This is a genomic window from Bacillus sp. BS1807G30, assembly GCF_040047675.1.
Lineage (GTDB): Bacteria > Bacillota > Bacilli > Bacillales > Bacillaceae > Bacillus > Bacillus altitudinis.
Genome location: NZ_CP157353.1, coordinates 3,070,365 through 3,088,526, shown reverse-complemented (window position 1 = coordinate 3,088,526; position 18,162 = coordinate 3,070,365). Strand labels below are relative to the sequence as shown.

The window sequence follows — 18,162 nt, the reverse complement described above, 5'->3', positions numbered from 1 at the left end:
AAAGGGAGGCAGATCATATGGTGGAAAAAACGGTCACAATTCAGCTGAAAACGGGTTTGCAGGCACGTCCGGCTGCTTTGTTCGTTCAAGAAGCCAATCGTTTTGGTGCTGATATTTTTCTAGAGAAAGATGGGAAAAAGGTCAATGCGAAGAGTATTATGGGACTGATGAGTCTTGCGATCAGCTCTGGGGTCACCGTCAAACTAATAGCTGATGGAGCAGATGAACAAGAAGCCATCGATGCGTTAACGGATTTTATCAATCAAGAAAACTGAGTCTCTTCAAGGGCTCAGTTTTTTTAGGAGGGAAAGTTGTGATTCAATCAGCCTTTTTACAGAAAATTGGATACGAAGCCGTGTCCATTACCTTTGATCAATTGCCTGATTTACTAAGGAAGATGGCTTATACCTTTCCTTTTGAAAATAGATCTGTGGTGGGTAAACACGCCTATGCTTTGGATCAAGAAGGTTTGAAGCATCATCTTCTGGAAGGCAGCAGAGGTGGGCTTTGCTATGACCTCAATCCGCTCTTATATTATGTCTTAAAAGAGGCAGGTCTCGCTGTACAGCTCGTTCAAGGGACCGTATATAACAAAGAAGCGGAGAAGTGGGCACTGGATGGGACGCATGTAGCCATCGTCCTTCAACATCATCATGAGCGCTACCTCATTGATGCAGGATTTGGTGTGAATTTACCCCTTCAGCCCGTCCCTTTTACAGGTGAATGGGTGGAAGCACCGTCCCTTCGTTTTCGAGTGAACGCAGAGGAAACAGAAAAAGGAACCCATCTACTCCAATTGGATAGGGGAGCGGGTGCTGAAACAGGTTATGCTTTCACATTAAAAGAAGTCGGTGAAGATACACTCGTGCAATTGAGGCATGAGATTTATGAAAATGAAGCCTCTCCTTTTAACAAAAGACCGCTTGCATCCAAACTGACACAAACAGGTCGTGTGATCGTGACAGAGGATCATGTCACGATACATGAACAGGAAGAAGTATCGAAAAACTTGCTTCCTCAACCTTTTGAAGTATATGTACAAACACATCTTGCGCCTAAATCATAGAGACAGTCTGCTTGAACGGCTGTCTTTGCGGATAGACAAACTCTTGCATCCACTGTCGCACTCACGAATGTTAAATGTGCACCCCGGCTTGCCTAGCTGAATCGCTCATCCCCCTTTAGGCGTATGACTCACCGCTCATAATTGCTGTCAAAAAGGCCGGGGTTAGTATCGTACTTTATCAAGTGCTTTTCATCATTCTATTCCCCTAATATAATGAATCAATATAAGTGAACATGGAGGGATGCCAAATGGATGTATCGCAAAAATCGTTGAAAACAATGATAAGCAACACGAAACTAACAAAAAAGGAAGAAGAAATAGCGGAATACATTTTAAATAATGTAAGAGAAGCATGTCTTGTCACTTCAATAGAACTAGCTCATAGATTAAAAGTGAGTAATGCTACAGTTGTTCGATTCCCGAAAAAGTTAGGCTTTTCTGGATATAGTGACTTTCAAAAATATCTTAGAGAACAGTACTATGACAAAAGCTTAGCCATTTCTGATGATGTGACCATTCCCTCTGAAAGATTAAAATTAAGTTATGATAAAGTGATACAGTCAGATTTACTGAATGACAATTTAAAAATTCTTGAAAAAAATATATATTCTATTTCAGAGAAAAATTCATCTGAAGAGTTTAACAAGGCAATCAATTATATCATTGACGCTAGAAGAGTTTATATTTTAGGCAGTAGAGCTAGAACTGGTTTAACAGAAATAATGGGAGTTTTCCTAAATCAGATCATTGATCATGTAGTGATTAATAGTCAACAATCGTTTACTCCATTTGATTCCTTAGCTTCATGTAGTCAGGATGATTGTGTCCTTATTTTTTCATTCCCAAGATACTCTGAAGTAGACTTTGCAGCAGCCAAAATGGCAAAAGAAATCAATGCGAAAGTTGTCATCATTACTGATAAAGCCACAGCACCTATAGCACATTTTGCTGATGTCCTACTTTTAGTTTCAGTGGATAGTAATGCATTCTTCAATTCTTACACACCTGTATTATTTTTAGCTGAGTTAATATGTACACATGTCAGTCGAGCGACAGTCGCTCATAGTGAGGAAAAATTAGAAAGAATTAATAAACATATTAGCCAGTTTGGTATGTATTAATAAAAAGTATAGTTGATATAAATATGATCTGACCTTTGCAGGTGTATTTGAATTCTTTAAGGGAGGTCAAGCTTGTATTACTACAATCATGTATGACTCCAATAAAGTAAATTCGCACAGAACGGGACTTAAGTTTAAGAAAAAACGACCCACCAGTTTTTCTAATTGGTGGGTTATTGTTTGTTTACTTTAAATGACTAATGGAGAAATTTTGAGAAACTGTGCATGTGTTGAGAAGATAAAAAATGGAACAGGACTAGGAAATGATAAACTAATATTTTTTGAAAATTTCAAAAAAATATTGTTATAAACAAAATGTATATGATAAAATCAAAATGAAATAAATTCTTCATATTTTTTAAAAAAAGAATAAATGAAAACGCTTGCTTGTGTGGCTGGTTCTTCACGATGATTTCTATAAAGTGTATTAATTCAAGTGATTTGGAAGAAATATTTAGTGTGAAAAAATCCCGTCATGTTTTTTAACAAGATAACTGACAGAAAAAGAAGCTTATATCATCATAATATTGAAGAAATTTATTCATTTATATTATTTTAAAGAATTTTAAAAAACATTTTCTGTGTTGTAGAGGAGGAAGTATGTTGAATGATTATAAAGTAGGGAAATTAATGGATCAGCAGCTATTAAAGGAATTACGTGAAAAATTTTCGTTTCTATCCTTTGACCCAGACTATGGGGAAAGACTTTTTTTTGATAATTCAGGAGGCTCTTTAAGGTTAAAGGAAGCCATCAAGGTGAAAGAAAAGATTGATTTGTTACCGGATTGTCCAGAAAGGTACCATCAAAGAGCAACAGATCTGAATGATATGATGGACAAATGTAAGAATGATGTATTGAGTGTCATGTTCGGAGCGGAGACTGGTTCTTTAATAACAGATTTAACAGCTTCTCAAGCCATGTTTAAAATGGTATCAACTATTATTGAGAATGTTGAGGGAACGAATGCCGTCACGACTAATATTGAACATCCTTCTGCGTATGATTCATTAGAATTTTACTGTCAAAAGAACAATAAAGAATTTAGAGTTGCTCAAGCAAATGTGAATACAGGCTTTGTTGATCCCGAAGCGATCGCTGATAAAATTGACGAGAATACGATTTTGTTAAGCGTCATTGCTTCCAGTAATATTTCGGGAAATATCATGGATCTTGAAGGAATGATAAAAGCTGCTAGAAAGAAAAAACCAGATTTATATATTATTGTTGATGCAGTCCAGCATATGCCGCATGGGACTCTTCATGTAGAAAAGCTTGGTATAGATGGAGCAAACTTTGCACCATATAAATTTATGGCGTCAAGAGGTATTGGATTCGCCTATGTTTCAGACAGATTATCGAAACTTCCACATCAAAAATTAATAGCAAAGGATGATCGTGAATGGGAACTTGGTTCACCAACACCTTCGCTATTTGCATCTATGTCAGCTGTTATAGACTATGTATGCTGGCTGGGTTCGTACGACAGTATTGGAGAAATGTCTAGAAGAGAGAAGTATCTAAAGGGTATGAAAAAAATAGTTCTTCACGAAAGAGCACTCCTCCATAGACTTCTTGAAGGCAGTGATAAGATCGAGGGATTGAGATACATGGAGAACGTAAAAGTTTTTGCGGATGACCCTGATTTAACGAAAAGAGATCTTATCGTTGCAATGGGAATTCAGGGGATAGATGATGAACAACTGAGAAAGGATTATCAAGATCGAGGCATTACCGTTTATGAACGAGTGAATACTAGTGTCTACTCAAAACGTATACTCGAAGCCATTGGATTAACTGGTGCGATAAGGGTTTCACCGTTCCATTGTCATACAGAAGAGGACATCGATCAATTTTTATGTGTAACAAAAGAGTTATCTGAAACGAAGAGAATGAGCAAACTCATCAACTAGGGGGGAACTACTAATGAAGAAATTAGGTCTCGGTACAAAAGTATTTATTGGGTTTGTCATCGGTATATTGCTAGGTTTAATCTTTAAAGAAAAAATATTAATCATTAAACCTATTGGGGATATATTCTTAACACTCATTAAAATGATCGTGGTTCCGCTCATTTTTTTCTCCATCACTTCTGGAATCTTTAGTATTGGTGATGTTCAAAAATTAAAGAAAATCGGAACAAAGACGTTGATTTATTATATTGGAACGACTTTAATAGCAGGTGGAATCGGTCTTTTGGTTGCGCATATATTTAAACCGGGGAATGGAATCGATATTGATAGTATCAAGACATCGTCTGAATATAAAGCTGCCAATATTCCTACTTTTGGAGAGACGATATTAGGTCTATTTCCATCAAATCCTGTTCAGGCTCTAGCAGAAGGAAATCTCATGCAAATTATCATCTTTTCTATTTTCTTGGGGATATCCATCGTTTTAGTAGGAAATAAATCAGTCACCCTTAGACATTTTTTTGAAGAAGGTACACAGGTAATGTATAAAATGACAGGAATCATCATGGCATTTTCACCTATAGGTGTGGCTGCTTTAATGGCTTGTACGATTGGGGAATACGGTTTGAAAATATTTGGGCCTTTGGGCAAATTTATTTTAGTTGATTATATAGGTTTGATTTCTGTCATCATTTTGATGTACTTGTTTATGTTAAAATTCATAGCGAAAATTCCCTTATCCAAGTTCTTTAAGTCAATCGGTAAAATTTGGGTAGTGACTGCGAGTACGACAAGCAGTTCTGGAACTTTACCTGTTACTATTTCTGTGACGAAAGAAGATTTTAAGGTGAAAGAGGAACTAGCACAATTTACCCTTCCTATTGGAGCAACGATGAACATGAATGGTGCCGTTGTGTATTACTCTGCTGCCATCATATTTGTATCGCAAATATATGGGATTGACATGCCAATTAGCCAGCAATTACTAGTCATATTCATGACAACTTTAATATCAGTTGGATCGCCCGGCATTCCTGGAGGTGGTATCGTTATGACCATTATGCTGTTAACTACATTAGGACTCCCTATGGAGATAGTTGGAATGATTGCTGGGATCTATAGAATCATCGATATGGGACACACCTCACTTAACGTGACAGGTGACGTAGTCAGTACACTGTGTATTGCGCGTAGTGAAAATATGATTGAAGATGAACAACTAAATGTGAATAAAATAAACGATATAAAATATTAAAAGAGTGGATGTAAAGATATAATTAACTTAATATTCTGTCTATTTTGAATAACATGATTGCCTAGTGATAAATCTCATGTAGCAATATCAATTGACACAACGTTTGCAGCCCGCAAGCAAACATGATAAAAAAGACAGCTCATCAAAGGGCTGTCTTTTTCATTGATTAACGAATCCGCGTAAATGTCGCATAGTGATCGGTTGTTTTATAAATGAGCCAGTCACTTGAGTATACTAGGCGGTCAGCATTACGGAAACCGGAGACGTAGTTGATATCGGCTTCACGCCATGTACGGCCACTAGCTGATGGAAGGCGTCCCTCCCGATTAGAGAATACGTCTCCACCGATGCTTTTGCCCGGCGCGACTTCAGCTAAATTTCCTTTTGATGAAACCCATCCGAGGGCGCTCGCTTGTGATTTGGTGATGTAATTATCAGGTAGTCGTTTATAGCGGATTAAGTAATCTGCTACACCATCAAAGGTATTAATGACGGCAAGGGTACGAAGGTCTGGTGCAAGCTGTACGGAAGCAGTTTCATTTGTGGCTGTTGGTGTAAGTGGTGTTTCTGCATGGACTTGCTGCGGGATAAATCCAGAAAACAGAATGGCAGCAATCAGAGCGAACAGAGTAAAAATCGAACTTATTTTTTTCATCTTGATCCTCCTCAAAAGGAAATGGGATGCCGTCCTCTTGATGCTTGTCTACCTCATATTATAGCACCGGCATATAAAGAGAATGTAAAGAATCAGGAGATTGGTGAAAATGAGGCTTTTTGACCTACTGTCTCTAGATGACGTAAACAAAAAGACGCAGTTCCCTGCGCCTTTTTTCAATTAAGATGAGGCAAGCTCCTTCACAATATCAACAGGGGCTTTGCCGTCAATTCCATGAATCACATTATGAATGGCTCGTTTCAGCATAAGGTCTCTTGTCGTTTCAGTAGCGGAACCGATATGCGGGGCAAGTGTGACATTGTCCATCTCTTTGAAAGGATGATCTTCCTGAAGCGGTTCTTGCTCGTACACATCCAGACCAGCTCCTTTAATCCACCCTTCCTGCAGTGCTTGAATGAGGCTTTTCTCATCGACGGTTTTTCCGCGGGAGATGTTCACGAATAAAGCTGTCGGCTTCATTAATTTCAATTCCCGCTCTCCTATCATATGGTACGTCTCATCAGTCAGCGGTGTGATTAACACAATGATATCAGCTTGCTTCAGCAAGTCATCCAGTGCACAATATACAGCGCCATATGCCGATTCGGTTTTCTCGTTTCGGCTCCGGTTGTGATAGAGAACGTTCATATCAAAACCATGAGCGGCTCGTTTGGCTACTTGCTCACCGATTCGTCCCATCCCAATGATCCCAAGCGTTTGATGATGGACATCAATGCCGAATATATCTTCCTCTTGAACAAATTTTGTCCATTTTCCCTTGCGGATAAAACGATCAAGCTCGGCAATTCTCCTCGCAGAAGAGAGAATGAGCGAAAAGGCAAGATCAGCAACGGTATGATCGAGTGTATAAGGCGTGTGCGTACCAATCACGCCTCTTTGTCTCATGGCTTCTAGATCAAAATTGTCATAGCCGACTGAATTATTGCTCACCACCTTGAGTTGGGGTGCGTGATCTAATAAATCTTGATCAATTTTCGTACCAGATGTTAAAAGGCCATCAGCCTTCTGCAGCTTCTCAAATAACAGATCTCTTGGGATCGGGTCCTTTGACTGCCATACCTCGTATGTACAATGTTCCTTTAGCATGTCTTCAAAAGAGGCAGGTAAGGGTTTGGCGACAAAAATATGTGGTTTCATCATCAACTCGCTCCTTTCACATGGTCATCTTTCTCTTTTTATTATAAAGCAACCATTTTGGCAGTACACGTTTGAATATGAGCTGCTCAATATTTAATATACTGAAATAACGGAAAAGGAGAGATTTTTATAGTGAAAGAGTAAATGACATGGCCATCTGATGTCTTTTTACGATGTAGAAAAACGAGTGATTAGTAGATGAGTCATAGAAAAATGCTAGATGTTTCGAGAGATAATCTGACAAACTGGAAAATAGATCGAGACTTTTTGATAGAAAATTTATTATATTTGCAGTGTATTAAACGGGATGGTCATTTTCTACTAAACCTTTTCATCGTCTTTTGGTGAAATGAGAGCTATCGTTTGTAAGCAAAAGCCGCATATCCCCTGTGCTGAAGCGGAACAAAGAGCAAAATAGAGAAAATGCTTACATATTCTCTCATCGTTTTCTCATTTTTTTCTTTTTTTTCTATCATTTTTCTTCTCTATGCTTGAGAACACACAAGGGAAAAGGAGGCCAGGTAAGGCGTTACAATCACTTAAAAAAGATAGGAGATGACAGGATGGGATCAACATTAGAACAGATTCTTCAGCACAATGCAGATTTTGTGAAAGAGAGACAGTATGAGCCTTTCAAGGCGGGAAAATTTCCTGAGAAGAAATTGGTTATATTAACTTGTATGGATACACGCCTGTTGGAATTATTACCGCAATCCATGGGGCTTCGTAATGGTGATGCGAAGATCATTAAAAATGCAGGAGCCATCGTCACACATCCATTTGGCAGTGTCATGCGGAGTATTTTACTAGCCATTTATGAGCTGAAAGCAGAGGAAGTATGCATTGTCGGCCATCATGAATGCGGAATGGCAGGCCTTGCGGCAGACCCTTTACTTGAAAAGGCAAAAGCACGGGGAATTGAGGAAAAGTGTTTGAGCATTGTGAAAAGCGCAGGTGTCGATTTAAAGGGCTGGCTGACAGGCTTTGATTCAGTGGAAGAGAGCGTATCCCAAAGTGTGAAATTAGTCAAAGAGCACCCGCTCATGCCAAGTGATGTAGCTGTTCATGGACTAGTGATTCATCCGGCAACAGGAAAGCTGGATGTCGTTATAAAAGATAAACAGATCGACCCACAGTATACCTAAATCATCTACACATACTTGAAGGAGGCCAACACATACCATGCGTTTTTATGGAAGATTTGAAGGTTATGATTCATCAAAGTTTAGACGCGATTTAATCGCTGGGCTTGTCGTGGGCGTTGTGGCAATTCCTTTAGGCATGGCTTTTGCCATTGCATCTGGTGTCGGACCAGAATACGGATTATACACAGTCATCGTTGCCGGCATTTTGATTTCATTGTTTGGTGGTTCAAAGTATCAGATCGGCGGACCGACCGGGGCATTTGTTCCAATTTTATTCGGGATCGTCAGTCAGTACGGTATTGAAAACTTACTCATTGCTGGTTTTATGGCAGGCTGTATGCTTGTATTATTCGGAATATTCAAACTAGGAAAGCTCATGAAATTTATTCCTCGTCCGGTTATCATCGGCTTTACTGCCGGCATTGCTGTCATTATTTTTTCAGGACAGATTGCCAACTTCCTCGGATTAAAGGGTGTTGAAAAGCATGAAAGCTTTTTCCTCAATATGAGAGAAATCGTGGTCCATCTTGGTACCGCAAACAGTTTCGCCATTCTCACAGCGATTGTTGGGCTCATCGTGATTTTGGCGGCACAAAAATACATTCCCAAAATACCTGGTGCTCTATTAGGTCTACTTGTTTCAACATTTATAGCTGTTCTCTTTTTTCAAGGACAAGTTGAAACCATCGGCTCTGCATATGGCGAAATCCCTCGTCAGCTGCCAACTTTCGCTTTTCCTGAATTGACGATTGAAAAAATGATTTATCTGCTGCCGCCGGCTATTGTCATTGCCCTTTTAGGCGGCGTGGAGTCCATCTTGTCAGCTATGGTTGCTGATAATATGAAAGGCTCAAAGCATGACAGCAACAAGGAGCTTGTCGGGCAAGGAATTGCCAATATGGCGGCACCGCTTTTCGGAGGGATCCCAGCGACGGGAGCGATTGCTCGTACGGCAACAAACATTAAAAATGGTGGAGCAAGCCCCATTTCAGGAGTCGTGCATGGTGTCGTTGTCTTGCTCATCTTAATGTTATTTGCACCATATGCATCGATGATTCCACTTGCTGCCATGGCACCGATTTTGATGTTTGTGGCGTGGAATATGAGTGAGAAAAAAGAGTTTATCAATATTGTCAAAGTCAAAAATGCGGATTCCCTTGTGCTTGTCGTGACCTTCCTGCTAACGGTCATCGGTGATTTGATTATAGGGGTGACTGCAGGTCTCATTTTAGCGTTTATCGCCTTTATCAAAAAAATGAGCCAGACAACGAATATCCACACAAATGTCGCTGTTCCTCAAATCGAAACGGCGGCTGCCTTAGAAAGGGAGACCGATCAGAAAGGGGTTAGTATGTATTCGATTGAAGGGCCACTCTTTTTCGGTACAACCGATTCATTGGAAAATTCAATTTTGGATCATGTTCAGACAAAGCCGAAAACACTCATTTTGCTTATGAACAAAGTGAATTATATGGACACCTCAGCAGAAGCGGTTCTGATGAACATTTCCAATCGTTTAAAGCATCACAATGGAAAATTGATGATTGTAGGGCTTCAATCACAGCCAAAAGAGCTTTTGCATCGTACCGGTCTTTTCAATCACATTGGAAAGCAGCATTTCTTTGAACGAACGGACGATATTTCACCACAGCAGCTATAAAGGGCTAAAAAAAGCACGTGACATGTCAGTCACGTGCTTTTTACCTGCTCTTTTTCACTAGAAAACCGTTGTGTGAGTTTCTGTTGATGGGAAGAGAAGACCTCTTCTACTGTTACATCATAGAGATCAGCTAGAACAAGTAGATTTCCTAAGACATCTCCCATTTCTTCAATAAGGTCCTTCCTTAACGCGGCGTCCTCCTGTGTTTTCTCATCAGGTCGATCGCGTCCAATTTCGACCGCCCTGACTGCGCGAGCGAGTTCACCTGTTTCTTCCATCAGGAAACCTAACCTGATAAACGGCCCGTATTCTGTCCAATTTCTCATTTTGTAGAAATCTTTGATCCATTTTTCCATTTCAGTTGTTTGCATTCTCTTTATACAGCTCCTTATATGGTGTTCACCTTCTGATTTTACACTATATATAGATGAAGCGGCTGTTTCTTTACAATGAATTATAGTAGAATGAGTGGGTGAAGAAATCATAGAGAGAGATGGAGCTGTTTTGATGAAAACGATTTGTGTGTTTGCTGGTTCGAATCCAGGTGTGAATGACATCTACAAACAAAAAGCTGTCGAGCTAGGGGCTTATATGGCAGAGCAAGGAATCCGTCTTGTATACGGTGGCTCACGAATTGGCTTAATGGGAGCTATAGCGGATGAGGTATTGAAAAACGGCGGGCAAGTGATCGGAGTCATGCCAAAAGGGCTTTTTAGAGGAGAAGTTGTGCATCAAGAGCTCACTGAACTCATTGAAGTCAAAGGGATGCATGAACGAAAAGCGAAAATGAGCGAGCTGGCCGATGGGTTTATTGCCATGCCAGGTGGTTTTGGTACATATGAAGAATTATTTGAGGTGCTATGCTGGGCGCAAATTGGCATCCATCAAAAGCCAATCGGATTGTATCAAGTGAATGACTATTTCAATCCGCTCATAGACATGGTGAAGTTTAGTGTACAGGAAGGTTTTTCGAATGAATCACACCTTCAATTGCTACATGCCTCTGGAGAACCGGAAGAATTGATTTCACAGATGGCTTCCTATCAAACACCGTCTCTTCAGCAGAAATGGACGGAGCTGTCTTAAAATAGATGCATAACAAAAAACCGTCTGTTCAAAGAGCAGACGGTTTGTTTTGTGATTATTTTTGTTCTTCTGTATTACGGGTCAAGACTTTGTCAATGAGTCCGTATTGAAGTGCTTCTTCCGCTGTTTTGAAGTTGTCACGATCTGTATCACGCTCAATGACTTCAATTGGCTGACCAGTACGTTCAGCAAGTACTTGGTTCAGTTTATCGCGTAAAGAAAGGATTCGTTTTGCCGCAATTTCAATTTCTGTTGCTTGACCTTGCGCACCACCTAGTGGTTGGTGAATCATCACTTCACTATTTGGAAGGGCATAACGCTTACCTTTTTCACCAGCAGCAAGCAGGAACGCACCCATAGATGCAGCCATACCAATACAAATAGTTGATACCTTTGGTTTAATAAATTGCATCGTATCATAAATGGCCATACCAGCTGTGATCGAACCGCCAGGGCTGTTAATGTAGATAGAGATATCTTTTTCTGGATCCTCGGCTTCTAAGAAGAGAAGCTGTGATACGATGGAGTTGGCAACATTGTCATCGATCGCAGAACCAAGCATGATAATACGGTCTTTTAAAAGACGAGAATAAATGTCGTAAGCTCTTTCCCCACGATTTGTTTGCTCAATGACTGTAGGTATTAAATTCATAATGTTCCTCCTTCACCTTTTAGGTAAGTATGTAATTCAATGATACATTTTTGGTCAATAAAGGTCAAACAAAATGCTGACCTAAAATCAAATACCCCTATCCATTTTCCCCAAAACTCTTCCACTTCAAACCATCATATGAGTATATGTATGGGAATGAAGAAAATGCATCGACAGGGATAGCGATTAATCATTGCTTTCTTGCAGCATTTCCCTTATAATTTGATATGCTGACGTTTAAAAAACATATCGTGCGCTCGTAGCTCAGTTGGATAGAGCGGTGGTTTCCGGTACCACGTCTGCCGGGGGTTCGAATCCCTCCGAGCGCGTCTATAGTATCCGATAGGATTGGATTTATAATTTGTGAAAAAGCTGAAAACCCTTTGAAATAAAGGGTTTTTTTGTTTTTTATGAGTGGTATTGTGTGAGTAAATTGAGAGGAACTTCACTATTTATTAGAGAGTTCATTTTGTATCGAAAAGCACAGATTAAAATTGTTAAAAAGACAAATTTTCTTTATGATAGCAATCAAGTAAACTTAATCTATTATTGGAGTATAAAGTCAGTGCATCAATATTCTCAAAGCTTGTTCAACGAAAAGGGCAGAATTCATTAATAAGGAGGCACTAATGAATTGTGAAAGTGTTTTACATCAAATTGAAGTAGCTGTTAAAACATTAATAAAAATAGTCAGTCAATTAGAAGAAGCTGATTTACGAAAAAGACCAACACCTCATAAGCAGTCTATCGGAGAGTTGCTGGAACACATTGCGATTATTTGTGAAGCTGACTGGCGTATTGCGAATGAGGCGACCCAAGAAGAGATGGAAAAGTTTTATGCTAATGTATCATATAAAACTGTAAAGTCGATAGAAAAAGGCTTAATGACTAATTTTCATTCATTAAAAAATAATTATATGAAATTATCGGACACAGAACTACTGTCTCGTACCACTTCCTATTGGGGTGTGACATATACAAGGTATGAATGGTTGTTAGAGATATTAGCACATGTTTATCACCATAGGGGACAATTACATGCTATGCTTGTTCACTGTTACAATCAAGACCCCAAAATTTTAATGTTTGAATGATGTTCTTCAACTAAAGGGTGTTTTACTTTAATAAGACCCTGTAATAACACCTATCGTGTCGGGGGATTATACATTCTCCGCGTGTGCATTTGACCTGGTTCACGATAGAAAAAGGTTTCTCGAACCCTCTCCATCAGAAGAGGGTTTTTTTGTGTGGCGCTCACTTCTAAAACTTTACATCTAAGCCACACTGTTTATGTTATAATTAATAATCATTCTCAATTAAAGGTGGTTTCGTAAGTGAAAAAAATGATTTGGCTTATGAGTCTGCTGGCAGTATTGTTGGTGGCTTGCGGGCAGAAAGACAATAAAGAACAAGAATCAAATACTCGTACATATACAACTGAAACGGGTGAAAAGATCACCATTCCTGACAAGCCGAAACGAATTGTTGTGTTAACAGCACAGCTTGGAAATTTTAAAAAGTTAGGTGTGACACCTGTTGGCATGACAGATGTTTATCCTAAATCATCCTTTTTAGATGAAACAGGTGTGAAGAGGGTGCCGATAGAAAATGTGGAGGCAATCGCCAAACTGAAGCCTGATCTCATCATTGCTTATTCACAAAATGATCAAGTTGAAAAATATAAAAAGATCGCAAAAACAATCACTTTCACAACAAGTGAACATAGCTTTAAAGAGATGCATATTGAAATCGGAAAGATTCTTGGAAAAGAATCGTTAGCGAAAAAACAAATACAAGAAATGGACGAGCAGCTGAAAAAAGACGGCAAAGAGGTCAAAGCAAAAATTGGTGAAGACAAGACGTTTTCCATTATGGATGTGCAGCCTAAGCAGGTGTACTTATTTGGTACAGACTTTGGTCGTGGAGGAGAGGTTATCTATCAAGGGTATGGATTCAGTTTGCCTGAAAAAGCAGAGAAAGCTCTACCAAAAGAAGGGTATCTCGGTATTTCATTAGAAGAGATGAATGAGTATACAGGTGACTATTTACTTGTACCAACAAAGGATGGAAAAGCACCGAATCCTGATATTACAAGCAGCGGTGTATGGAAGAAGAATAAAGCAGTGAAACAAGGACATGTTTTATCCTATTCAATCAATGAATTTATCTATGCTGATCCAATCTCAATTGAAAAACAGTCTGCTGCGTTTAAACAAATGCTGATCAAAAATTAATAGAAAAAAGACAAAGCACTTAAACAGGAGGCTTTGTCTTTTTTTCTGCTATCCTCTTAAAATACTAGCCATAAGACTCATTTCTGCCCTTTTCAGGCGTATTTGTTGAGCCCGATCACTGTATAAGATTAACATGGAAGAGAATTGACAATAAGGAGAGGATTCTTGTGGCGAAGGTTTTAATGATTACGTTCCCAGCTGAAGGACATGTGAACCCAATGTTAGGAATGATAAGAGCATTTGTTGATCGAGGTGATGAAGTGCATGTGGTCACAACTGAACATTATCAAAAGCGGATCAAACGCTTAGGCGCTCACATACATATACATCCAGATTATATTCGGACATTAAGTGTGGAAGAAGACGATTTGGAATCCATGCAGCCATTTTTTCATGCCATGCTACAAACGTCATTAGACATTTTAGAAGTGGTGGAAACTCTTTCTCAACAGCATTCATTTGATTTGGTCTATTTTGATATGTTTGGAGCAGGTGAGCTTGTGCGGGATTACTTACAGATTCCAGGCATCGGTTCGAATCCTTCTTTTGTGCTGCAAGAGGCACATTTTGATACACCTCTATACAGAAAAGATGAGAAGGCGGCTCATCTGTTAGAAGAAATACATGAACGTTTTGGCGTTCAGCCAACACATTTGATGCAATTCATGAAAAACCGCGGAGAACTGAATATGGTGTATACAAGTGAATATTTTCAGCCGTCTGTTGATGCATTGGATGATTCGTTTGTCTTCATTGGACCGAGCTTTCTAAAACGTGCTGACCAGCACGATTTCCCATTAGAAGCGCTTGAGCGGGAGAAGGTTGTCTTTATTTCATTGGGAACGGTTCTTGGAGATACTGAAGCATTCTTTAATATGTGTATTGATGCCTTTGCCGACTTTGATGGAAAAGTGATTCTCGCAACTGGTGAAAAAATCGACATGTCTCTCCTAAAAGAAGCGCCATCTCATTTTCTCATCGCGCCTTATGTGCCGCAGCTTGAAGTCCTTGAACTGACAGATGTGTTTGTGACTCACGGCGGGATGAACAGTGTCAATGAAGGTATTCATTATCATGTTCCGATGGTTGTCATTCCGGTTGACAAAGATCAGCCGATGGTGGCAAAAAGACTGACGGATCTCTCTGCTGCTCGTGCACTCGATAAAGACCAGCTGACAGCAAAGCAGCTGAGAGATACCGTAGAGAGTGTACTGGGGAGTGACACGTACCGTTCTGGAATTGAAAAGATTGAAGAAAGTTTCCAAACAGCAGGTGGCACAGAAAAAGCATTACGTGTCATTGATCAGTTTATGCAAGCGAAACAGACTCAATCATGAGTCTCTCAGCGTGTAGACAAACCCTCGAATTCGCCCGCAGGTCTGTGCGCTGGTGCTCGCCCTTCCTAGACTGCAAAGGTTTTCTTTCACGCTGAAAAGAAGACAAAGAGCTAAAATAAAGATCATTTTAGCTCTTTGTCAACAACCTGACAGACTCAATCATGAGTCTGTTTTTTCGGTGAAAAAAGACATTGTATTTCCCAGATCTGTATGCTAATATTCAATTCGTAATCATTTCGATTAATAATCGTAATGATTACGATAAAATGAACATTTGGGGGAAGTACATATGAATCATCAACCTGTTTACATAAAGAAAAAGGACGAGAAAAAGCAGTCCTTTGTGACATATACCTTGATGCTGTTTTCAGTCATGGCTTGTTTTCTATTGGCATCTTGTTCTGAAAATAAGACTTCTTCCAGTTTAAGTGGAAGAGAAGATGATGAACTGGTGTATGCAAGTACAAAAGATATAAGAGACATTAATCCCCATCTATATGGCGGGGAGATGGCCGCTCAAAATATGGTGTTTGAATCGCTTGTTGTGAATACGGAAAAAGGCATTCAACCTGCCCTGGCCCAAAGCTGGGATATTTCTAAAGATGGAAAAACCTACACATTTCATCTTCGAGAAAACGTGACTTTTTCAGATGGTGAGCCATTTAATGCGAAGGCTGTCAAAATGAATATTGATGCAGTTGTCAAAAATATCGAAAAAAATGCTTGGCTCAATCTCGTGTCAGAAATTAAATCCACAAAGGCTGTAGATGAACATACATTTGTTCTCACATTGAAGGAGCCCTATTATCCAACATTAGAAGAACTTGGTTTAACACGTCCATTCCGTTTTATTTCTCCCAAAAGCTTTATTGATGGCACCACATCAAAAGGCGTCAAAGGTTATGCAGGTACAGGCCCTTATGTGTTAAAGGAACATAAGAAAAATCAATATGCCATTTTTGAAGTGAATCATCACTATTGGGGAAAGAAGCCAAAGATTTCAACAGTGAAATGGAAGGTCATGCCGGATCACCAAACGATTTTACTCGCTCTGCAAAAAGGGGAGATCGACCTCTTATTTGGAGCTGATGGTGACATGATCGACGGAGATTCATTTCAGGCTTTAAAAGAAGCTGGTCAATATGGGGTAACCGTGAGTCCTCCTGTTGGATCAAGATCTATTGTGATCAACTCCAATCAACCAATAACACAAGATCCAAAAGTAAGAGAAGCATTTCAATATGCCATTCAAAAAGAGATGATTACAGAAGGGATTTTAAATGAAACTGAACAGGTGGCACATACACTGCTCGCCCCATCAGTCCCTTACGCAGATATTCCGCTTAAAAAGAAAACCTATCAAAAAAAGAAAGCAGAGGCATTATTAGATGAGGCAGGCTGGAAGCTAAAAGAAGACGGCTATCGCTATCAAAAAGACAAGCCGCTCAGCGTGACCATTTATTATAATTCGGATAATGCAGGTGAAAGAACGATTAGTGAATCGATTCAGCAGGACTTCAAGCAGGTTGGAATCAAGCTGGATATTAGAGGTGAAGAAAAACAGGCATTTTTAGATCGTCAAAAAACAGGAAAATTTGATCTTATGTACTCTCTATCTTGGGGACTTCCTTATGACCCTCAAACATACGTCTCTTCATTCCGTGTTGCATCCCATGCTGATTATCAAGCTCAGTTAGGATTGAAAAAGAAAAAGTGGCTGGATGAGACCATTACGAAAGTATTGGTGGAGCCGGATGAGCAAAAGAGGGCACAAATGTACCGAGATATTTTGACGTATATTCATGATGAAAATGTGTATATCCCTATTTCCTATTCTGTGACAAAGGCCGTTTATAATAAGCGCCTCAAAGGTGTAGATTTTCATGTATCTCAGTATGAAATTCCCTTTGATCGAATGTATTTTTCGTCATAAATCGGAGGCTGAGACATGACACGCTATATCATAAAACGATTATTGCTTCTTTTGCCGCTCATTGTATTCATTACGTTTTTTGCGTTTGTGCTACTTGCGATGCGTGCGAGTGATCCAGCTGAGGTCGCTTTACGTGTGAACCAAGTAACCCCAACGGAAGAGATGATTGAATCTATGCGTCAAGAGCTAGGCTTAGATCAACCGTTTTTCATACGCTATGTCACATGGCTTAAAGACGGATTAACAGGTGATTTTGGCAGTAGTTATGTCACACATGAGCCTGTACTTGACCTGATGATGGAGGCACTTCCTGCGACTTTACAGCTTGCAGGGATGTCCCTTTTGTTTATTATTGTGCTGAGTTTGTTATTCGGAATGGTGTGTGCATATGCGGCACATACATGGTTGGATCGAATCGTGAGAGCATTTGTGTTTATTGCAGCTTCCATGCCTAGTTTTTGGTTGGGCATTTTGTTTATCTGGCTTTTTTCAGTCAAATTTAACTGGGTCAACACGAGTGGAATGGAAGGGTTTAAATCGCTTCTTTTGCCAGCGATGACTCTATCGTTTGGCTACTTATCGACCTATGTGAGACTCATTCGAAATCAAATCCTAAAGTTTCAGCACGAGCCCTTTGTTTTTTATGCAAGAGCTCGTGGTTTAAAGGAACGAACCATTCAATTGAAGGTGATGAGACATGCCCTTCAACTAGCGGTAACAGCACTCGGTATGTCAATACCAAAGCTCATTGCAGGAACCGTCATTATTGAAAATCTCTTTGCTTGGCCAGGGGTTGGCCGTTTGTGTGTAACAGCTATTTTTCACGCCGATTTCCCTATGATTCAAGCCTATTTGTTTGTGATGGGAATTCTATTCGTTGTGTGCAACCTTATCGCGGACGTCATACAAATGATCATGAATCCGCAGTTGCGAAAGGAGGTCTGAGAAC

General features: G+C 39.6%; 16 protein-coding genes, 1 tRNA gene and 1 pseudogene. 14 read left to right on the top strand and 4 right to left on the bottom strand.

Annotated features, from left to right (window positions below):
- Positions 1–17 precede the first annotated feature (17 nt).
- The 5 genes from ABG082_RS16010 (at position 18) to ABG082_RS15990 (ending at position 5,353) form a co-directional block, all read left to right on the top strand.
- The gene (locus tag ABG082_RS16010) at positions 18–275 is read left to right on the top strand and encodes an HPr family phosphocarrier protein (protein WP_008348124.1); all 258 of its coding nucleotides are present in this window, start codon (positions 18–20) and stop codon (positions 273–275) included.
- Positions 276–313: 38 nt separating this feature from the next.
- Positions 314–1,066, top strand: a complete 753-nt coding sequence (locus ABG082_RS16005) for an arylamine N-acetyltransferase (RefSeq protein ID WP_348936261.1) — start codon at positions 314–316, stop codon at positions 1,064–1,066.
- Positions 1,067–1,314: 248 nt separating this feature from the next.
- Positions 1,315–2,187: a MurR/RpiR family transcriptional regulator gene (locus ABG082_RS16000; protein ID WP_039963728.1), complete on the top strand. Its 873-nt coding sequence runs from the start codon at positions 1,315–1,317 to the stop codon at positions 2,185–2,187.
- Between the two features lie 600 nt (positions 2,188–2,787).
- Positions 2,788–4,098, top strand: coding sequence for an aminotransferase class V-fold PLP-dependent enzyme (locus ABG082_RS15995; RefSeq protein WP_268449973.1), 1,311 nt, complete (start codon positions 2,788–2,790; stop codon positions 4,096–4,098).
- Between the two features lie 13 nt (positions 4,099–4,111).
- A complete protein-coding gene (locus ABG082_RS15990; RefSeq protein ID WP_282833381.1) occupies positions 4,112–5,353 on the top strand; it encodes a dicarboxylate/amino acid:cation symporter in 1,242 nt (413 codons plus the stop codon).
- Between the two features lie 166 nt (positions 5,354–5,519).
- Here ABG082_RS15990 and ABG082_RS15985 read toward each other — a convergent pair.
- Positions 5,520–5,846 (bottom strand): annotated as a pseudogene (locus ABG082_RS15985) (ribonuclease); the annotation flags it as partial.
- 342 nt (positions 5,847–6,188) lie between these two features.
- A complete protein-coding gene (locus ABG082_RS15980) occupies positions 6,189–7,166 on the bottom strand; it encodes a D-glycerate dehydrogenase (protein WP_240692318.1) in 978 nt (325 codons plus the stop codon).
- Positions 7,167–7,729: 563 nt separating this feature from the next.
- Here ABG082_RS15980 and ABG082_RS15975 point away from each other — a divergent pair.
- Both ABG082_RS15975 and ABG082_RS15970 read left to right on the top strand, forming a co-directional pair.
- Positions 7,730–8,311 (top strand): carbonic anhydrase, encoded by a 582-nt coding sequence (locus ABG082_RS15975; protein ID WP_025208023.1) that lies wholly within the window; start codon positions 7,730–7,732, stop codon positions 8,309–8,311.
- A 37-nt stretch (positions 8,312–8,348) separates the two neighbouring features.
- Positions 8,349–9,971 (top strand): SulP family inorganic anion transporter, encoded by a 1,623-nt coding sequence (locus tag ABG082_RS15970; protein WP_348936260.1) that lies wholly within the window; start codon positions 8,349–8,351, stop codon positions 9,969–9,971.
- Positions 9,972–10,000: 29 nt separating this feature from the next.
- Here the strand turns inward: ABG082_RS15970 and ABG082_RS15965 are convergent, their stop codons facing one another.
- Positions 10,001–10,342 carry a MazG-like family protein gene (locus tag ABG082_RS15965; protein ID WP_017368102.1) on the bottom strand — a complete coding sequence of 114 codons (342 nt, stop codon included), beginning with the start codon at positions 10,340–10,342 and terminating at the stop codon, positions 10,001–10,003.
- 136 nt (positions 10,343–10,478) lie between these two features.
- On the opposite strand from ABG082_RS15965, the gene ABG082_RS15960 reads away from it, so the two are divergent.
- On the top strand, positions 10,479–11,057 hold the full coding sequence (locus tag ABG082_RS15960) for a TIGR00730 family Rossman fold protein (protein ID WP_017368101.1): 579 nt from the start codon (positions 10,479–10,481) through the stop codon (positions 11,055–11,057).
- A 55-nt stretch (positions 11,058–11,112) separates the two neighbouring features.
- Here the strand turns inward: ABG082_RS15960 and clpP are convergent, their stop codons facing one another.
- A complete protein-coding gene (clpP, locus tag ABG082_RS15955) occupies positions 11,113–11,709 on the bottom strand; it encodes an ATP-dependent Clp endopeptidase proteolytic subunit ClpP (RefSeq protein WP_007500118.1) in 597 nt (198 codons plus the stop codon).
- Positions 11,710–11,962: 253 nt separating this feature from the next.
- Between clpP and ABG082_RS15950 the strand changes: the two genes are divergently transcribed.
- From ABG082_RS15950 to opp1B, 6 genes are all read left to right on the top strand, one after another.
- A tRNA-Arg gene (locus ABG082_RS15950) sits at positions 11,963–12,038 on the top strand.
- 300 nt (positions 12,039–12,338) lie between these two features.
- Entirely contained in the window at positions 12,339–12,803 is a 465-nt protein-coding gene (locus ABG082_RS15945) for a DinB family protein (RefSeq protein ID WP_073412777.1), read from the top strand.
- A gap of 249 nt (positions 12,804–13,052) precedes the next feature.
- Positions 13,053–13,943, top strand: coding sequence for an ABC transporter substrate-binding protein (locus tag ABG082_RS15940; RefSeq protein WP_035389469.1), 891 nt, complete (start codon positions 13,053–13,055; stop codon positions 13,941–13,943).
- 167 nt (positions 13,944–14,110) lie between these two features.
- The gene (locus ABG082_RS15935; protein WP_348936259.1) at positions 14,111–15,280 is read left to right on the top strand and encodes a macrolide family glycosyltransferase; all 1,170 of its coding nucleotides are present in this window, start codon (positions 14,111–14,113) and stop codon (positions 15,278–15,280) included.
- A gap of 289 nt (positions 15,281–15,569) precedes the next feature.
- Positions 15,570–17,213 (top strand): nickel ABC transporter substrate-binding protein, encoded by a 1,644-nt coding sequence (gene nikA, locus ABG082_RS15930; protein WP_348936258.1) that lies wholly within the window; start codon positions 15,570–15,572, stop codon positions 17,211–17,213.
- Between the two features lie 15 nt (positions 17,214–17,228).
- Positions 17,229–18,158 carry a nickel/cobalt ABC transporter permease gene (gene opp1B, locus ABG082_RS15925; protein WP_035701487.1) on the top strand — a complete coding sequence of 310 codons (930 nt, stop codon included), beginning with the start codon at positions 17,229–17,231 and terminating at the stop codon, positions 18,156–18,158.
- Positions 18,159–18,162 lie beyond the last annotated feature (4 nt).